General features: G+C 64.0%; 5 protein-coding genes. All 5 read left to right on the top strand.

The window, feature by feature from the left end; all coding sequences use genetic code 11:
* Positions 1-418, top strand: a 418-nt coding sequence (locus tag WBQ44_RS21815) for an IMP dehydrogenase (protein WP_495568752.1), incomplete at its 5' end; no start/stop codon positions are given.
* A gap of 389 nt (positions 419-807) precedes the next feature.
* Entirely contained in the window at positions 808-2,190 is a 1,383-nt protein-coding gene (locus tag WBQ44_RS21820) for a hemolysin family protein (protein ID WP_495568753.1), read from the top strand.
* Positions 2,183-3,280: a hemolysin family protein gene (locus WBQ44_RS21825; RefSeq protein WP_495568754.1), complete on the top strand. Its 1,098-nt coding sequence runs from the start codon at positions 2,183-2,185 to the stop codon at positions 3,278-3,280. Before WBQ44_RS21820 ends, WBQ44_RS21825 begins: the two co-directional genes overlap by 8 nt.
* Before the next feature lie 6 nt (positions 3,281-3,286).
* The gene (locus tag WBQ44_RS21830) at positions 3,287-4,201 is read left to right on the top strand and encodes a 3-methyladenine DNA glycosylase (protein ID WP_495568755.1); all 915 of its coding nucleotides are present in this window, start codon (positions 3,287-3,289) and stop codon (positions 4,199-4,201) included.
* A gap of 64 nt (positions 4,202-4,265) precedes the next feature.
* Positions 4,266-6,422: malate synthase G (locus WBQ44_RS21835; RefSeq protein WP_495568756.1), on the top strand; the 2,157-nt coding region annotated here is incomplete at its 3' end.

Genomic DNA, 6,422 nt, shown 5'->3' on the forward strand with positions numbered 1-6,422 from the left:
CCCTCGCGACGTGGCCCTCGCCCTCGCGGCAGGTGCGGCCAACGTCATGATCGGTTCCTGGTTCGCCGGGACCTACGAATCGCCGGGCGATCTGCGCACCGACTCCGCGGGCAACGCCTACAAGGAGAGCTTCGGTATGGCGAGCAAGCGCGCAGTCGCAGCGCGCACAGCAACCGACAGCGCGTTCGACCGGGCCCGCAAGGGCCTTTTCGAAGAGGGCATTTCCAGCTCGAGGATGCGGCTCGACCCCGAACGCCCCGGCGTCGAGGACTTGATCGACCACATCTGTTCCGGGGTGCGTAGCACCTGCACCTACGCCGGTGCGCGATCCCTACCCGAGTTGCACCGACGCGCGGTACTGGGTGTCCAGTCGGCCGCAGGCTTCGCGGAAGGACGTCCCCTCCCGTCCGGATGGTGACGGATTCCGCACCGGCAGCGGGTAGCCGTTCGCCGAAAGCCGTTATGATGAGTGTTTGGTTGTACAGCCCGCACTTCCGTCGTCGTTGCTCGTGATGAGAACGGCGTTGTCGTCCCGGTCGTTGCAGTTTTCGCACGGCCGGGACATCGAACGGAACGACAGAAAGGAACAAGGTGCCTGAGGCACCCGTCATCAGCACCGCCGCGGTCGCATCGAGCGACCAGGGCGACGAGGGCTCCACTTCGGAGGGCTCCTCTACCGAGCCGGGCGACGAACCCGGCGCTATACGTACGATCCTGTCATCGCAACACCGCGCCGCCGGCTCTCGATCCGGCGCAGGTCCCGCCCACGGTGCGATGCTCCTCTCTCAACTTCGGCGGCGATAGTCGATGCAAATCCTCATCAGCGTTCTGAGTCTGCTGGGATTCGTCGCTTTGACCGCAGGCACGGCCCTTTTCGTCGCAGCAGAGTTCTCCCTGACAGCGCTCGAGAAAAGTGCGGTCGACTCGGCCGTCGGCACGTACGACGACACCCGCTCGCGACAGGTGCAGAAAGCTCACCGGACCCTGTCGTTCCAGCTGTCGGGGGCCCAACTCGGAATTACCATCACCACGCTCATCACCGGGTACCTGGCCGAGCCGGTACTCGCGGGGTTTTTCGTCCCGCTCGTCACAGCACTGGGCGCATCGGAGGCCGTCGCATCCGGCGTCTCCCTTGCTGCCGCGCTGATCATCGCGACCTCGTTCTCCATGATCTTCGGTGAGCTCGTTCCCAAGAACATCGCGATCGCCCTGCCCATGGGCACCGCACGCACGACCGCAGGCGCGATGTCCGGGTTCTCCGCGATCTTCCGCTGGGCCATCGACGGTCTGAACGGTTCCGCGAACTGGCTGGTTCGTCGCCTCGGCGTCGAACCCGCCGAGGAGCTTCGGTCGGCTCGCTCGCCGCGAGAGCTCGGTTCGTTGGTGCGTACGTCCGCCAAGCAGGGCTCACTCGACGAGGGCACCGCACGTCTCGTCGATCGCTCACTGCAGTTCGGTGAGCGGACGGCCGAGGAGTTGATGACACCGCGCGTCAAGGTCGAGTCGTTGTCGGTGTCCGACACCGCCTTCGACCTCATCGAGACCGCCGCGCGGACGGGCTTCTCCCGCTTCCCGGTGGTGGACGGAGACTTGGACGACACCATCGGCGTCGTGCACATCAAACATGCTTTCGCGGTGTCGGCCTCACGGCGACGCACCACGACGCTGGAATCGTTGGCACAGGACGTGCCCGTCGTACCGTCGAGTCTCGACGGGGACACGGTCATGGAGCGTGTGCGCGCCGACGGGATGCAGGTCGCGTTGGTCGTCGACGAGTACGGCGGCACCGCCGGAATGGTGACGATGGAAGACCTGATCGAGGAGATCGTCGGGGACGTCCGCGACGAACACGACGAACCCGAGATCGACGTGCAGCGGATCGGCGACAGCTGGGTCTGCTCGGGACTCCTCCGAATCGACGAGGTCGCTTCGGCAACCGGTTATCTCGCGCCCGAGGGTGAGTACGAGACGATCGGCGGCTTGGTTCTCGCTCAGCTCGGCCGCATTCCCGAGGAGGGCGACCGCACCATTCTTCCCAATCCAGCGTACGACGAACCCGCCGAGTCCGACGGCGGTTGGGTGGCGAAGGTGACGCAGATGGATGGTCGAAGGATCGATCGGATCATGCTTCAGCCTGTCGGCGCCGATTACCTCGCCGGATTGAGATCGGAGGAGAACGCTCATGGGTGATCTGCTCGCAGTCTTCCTTGCCGTGTTCCTGCTGGCCGGCAACGCTTTCTTCGTCGGTGCCGAATTCTCGTTGATCTCAGCTCGCCGCGACCGACTCGAATCGTTGTTGGCGCAGGGAAAGAAGCGCGCCAAGTCGGTCATCGAGGCGGGCCAGAACCTGTCGCTGATGCTCGCTGCGGCGCAGCTCGGCATCACGATCTGCTCCATCCTGCTGGGCCGCGTCGGCGAACCGGCCGTCGCGCACCTGATCGAGAAGCCGATGGAACTGGTCGGCATTCCGGACGCACTGCTCCATCCCATCTCGTTCACGATCGCTCTCGCGCTGGTCGTGGTGCTGCACATCCTGATCGGTGAGATGGTTCCCAAGAACATCGCCATTGCAGGACCGGAACAGACGGCGATGATCCTCGTTCCTATCCATTTGATGTTTCTGAAGGTGGCCAAGCCGCTCATCTGGTTCTACAACCTGTGCGCGAACCTCACGCTGCGGGCGCTCGGGATCGACCCGAAGGACGAGCTCGACTCGTCCGTCTCGGCCGACGAGCTGTCGCAGATGATCGGCGAATCACGGTCGGAAGGTCTCATCGACGAGGAAGAACATCGGCGGCTCACCCAGGCCCTCGACACGTCGGGGCGAACCGTGGCCGAAGTACTCATCCCGTCCGATCAGGTACGCACTGTTCGGTTGTCCGGGTCGAGCGCGTCGTCCGGTCCCACGCTCGGATCGGTGGAGGAAGCTGTCATCGCGACGGGGTTCTCGCGCTACCCCGTGCAGGCGACCGACGGCTCCCTGGTGGGCTACCTGCACCTCAAGGATGTGCTCGAGTACATGGTCGACGATTCAGCCGGGCCGGAGTCGGTCATTCCGAGGTCCGAGGTCCGGAAGTTACCTGTGGTCAGGGACGACACCATGCTCGACGATGCCCTGACACGCTTACGCCGAACCAGCAGCCACCTGGGCGCCGTTCACGACGCAACCGGCAAGACAGTCGGCATCGTGGCGCTCGAGGACCTCGTCGAGGAGTTCGTCGGTACCGTTCGCGACGGTACGCACCGAATCACGGGGCCCGCGCCCGGCGGAGACCGCTGAAGGAAGATGGTCACCGTTCTGCCGGAGTCGGAGTGGACTGCACACCGCGCGCACCACACCGATCGAATCGAACGCCTGGTGGGCGACTACTTGCGAGATCGAGCACGGGGTGCATACCACCCCGTGCTCGACTTCCTGTTCACCTATTACAGCTTCAAGCCCGGACACCTCAAACGGTGGAATCCCGGATTCGGCGTAGTTCTCACCGGTCGACGAGCACACGATTATGCGGCGTTCGCGTCCTACGAGGCCGTCGAGGACGGTTACGGCGGCGAAACCGGCTACCGAGTACGAGAGTCTCTTCTCGAACACCGAAGGTCAGCAGTCGAGTTCACCCTCGGATTGCTCACCGCCACCAGCCGCCGGGCACCCAATCTCGGTTGCTTCGGCTTGCACGAGTGGGCCATGGTATACCGCGGTGGTGAGAACGCCCTCCGACACGGCTCGGTGCCTCTGCGTCTCGGCCACGAGGGCACGGACGCTGTGGTCGAGAAGGCAACCGTTCGCTGCACGCACTACGACGCGTTTCGCTTCTTCACCCCCGATGCGGTGCCGCGCAACTCGTTCTCGCTCGAACCCGCCAGCCGAATCGATCGGGAGCAACCCGGGTGCGTTCACGCCGCGATGGATTTGTACAAGTGGAGTTACAAGCTCGCACCGCTGGTCGAATCAACACTGATCGTCGACTGTTTCGAGCTCGCGATGGCCGCACGAACGGTGGACATGCGTGCGAGTCCGTACGACTTGACCGGATATGGCCTCGAGCCGATCGCCATCGAAACGCCGACGGGTCGAGCCCAGTACGTTCGCGAGCAGACTGCCCTGATGAACAGGGCAGCCCCTCTCCGATCGGAATTGATCGCTCGATGTCAGAATCTACTCGGTAGCGGCGGTGCACTCGCCCGACCTACTCCCGAGTAACATCGACTTCTGTTGTCGTTGGGGCACACCTCGAGGTGCCCGTGACCGGAAAGAGCGAGGATTCATGACCGAACGCGAACGTGTTGGTGGGCTCCAGGTTGCCAAGGTGCTGTACGACTTCGTGGCTAACGAGGCGCTCCCGGGTACCGGTGTCGATTCCGATCAGTTCTGGGGTGGTGTCGAATCGGTGATCACCGATCTGGCACCGAAGAACAAGGCGCTGCTGGCGGTGCGCGAGGAGATCCAGGGCAAGGTCGACGCCTGGCACGGTGAGCACGCCGGCCCCGAGTACGACCGCGCGGCCTACAAGGCATTTCTGAAGGAAATCGGCTACCTGCTCGACGAGCCGGCCGACTTCTCCATCGCCACCTCGGGCGTCGATACCGAGATCACCTCGACCGCCGGCCCGCAGCTGGTGGTTCCGGTGCTCAATGCACGCTTTGCGATCAATGCTTCCAACGCGCGGTGGGGTTCGCTGTACGACGCGCTGTACGGCACCGACGCCATTTCCGAGGAGGGCGGCGCCGAGAAGGGCACCTCGTACAACACGGTGCGCGGCGACAAGGTCATCGCGTTCGCACGCGAGTTCCTCGACGAGGCCGCCCCCCTGTCCTCCGGTAGCCACGTCGGGTCGAGGAAGTACGTCCTCGACTCCGCGGCCGGGTCTTCGCTCGAGGTGACACTCGCCGACGGCACTGTCACCGGGCTGGCCGATGCAGCGCAGGTGCTCGGCTACCAGGGCTCGCCGGAAGCACCGACGGCAATCCTGCTCGCGCACAACGGTTTGCATGTCGAGATTCAGATCGACCCGCAGAGCCCCATCGGTTCGACCGACGCTGCGGGGGTCAAGGACCTGCTGCTCGAGTCGGCTGTCACCACGATCATGGACTTCGAGGATTCGGTCGCAGCGGTCGACGCGGACGACAAGGTCCTCGGTTACCGCAACTGGCTCGGGCTCATGCGCGGAGACCTGGCCGAAGAGGTGAGCAAGGGCGGCAAGAGGTTCACCCGCACGCTGAACAAGGACCGCACCTACACCGCGGTCGGCGGCGGTGAGATCACTCTGCACGGTCGATCGCTGCTGTTCGTGCGCAACGTCGGGCACCTGATGACCTCCGATGCCATTCTCGACGCCGACGGCAACGAGGTCCCCGAAGGCATCCTCGACGCCGTATTCACCTCGCTTGCGGGTATGCATTCGCTGACCGGCGACAACGAGCTGGCCAACAGCCGCACCGGGTCGCTCTACATCGTCAAGCCGAAGATGCATGGCCCCGAAGAGGTCGCGTTCACCGTCGAGTTGTTCGGGCGGGTGGAGAAGGTTCTCGGTTTGCCCGTCAACACCCTCAAGGTCGGCATCATGGACGAGGAACGCCGCACCACGGTCAATCTCAAAGCCGCCATCGAAGCAGCGAAGGAACGCGTGGTGTTCATCAACACCGGTTTCCTCGACCGCACGGGCGACGAGATCCACACCTCCATGGAAGCCGGGCCGGTGGTGCCCAAGGGCGAGATGAAGGCACAGAAGTGGATTGCCGCATACGAGGACTTCAACGTCGACACCGGACTTGCTGCCGGCCTCGAAGGCAAGGCGCAGATCGGCAAGGGCATGTGGGCGATGCCGGATCTGATGGCCGACATGCTCGAGCAGAAGATCGGCCACCCGAAAGCCGGCGCGAACACCGCGTGGGTTCCGTCTCCGACGGCGGCGACATTGCATGCGCTGCACTACCACAAGGTCGACGTGTTCGCCCGCCAGGAAGAGATCGCGAAATCCAAGCGCGCCACCGTCGACGACATCCTCGAAATCCCGCTCGCACCGTCGACGGACTGGAGCGAGGAGCGTAAGCAGCGCGAACTCGACAACAGCTCGCAGTCGATCCTCGGGTACGTCGTGCGGTGGATCGACCATGGCGTCGGGTGTTCCAAAGTTCCCGATATCAATGATGTTGCGTTGATGGAAGATCGTGCGACCCTGCGTATTTCGAGCCAGTTCATCGCCAACTGGTTGCGCCACGGCATCGTCACCGAAGAGCAGGTTCGCGCGTCGCTCGAGCGGATGGCACCGGTGGTGGACAGGCAGAACAGCTCCGACCCGACATACAACGACCTCGCACCGGACTTCGCGAACAACATCGCTTTCCAAGCCGCAAGCGACTTGATCTTCCAGGGCACCAGCCAACCCAACGGCTACACCGAGCCGATCCTGCACCGCCGCAGG

The sequence above is a fragment of the Rhodococcus sp. (in: high G+C Gram-positive bacteria) genome (assembly GCF_049591685.1).
Classification (GTDB): Bacteria; Actinomycetota; Actinomycetes; order Mycobacteriales; family Mycobacteriaceae; genus Rhodococcoides.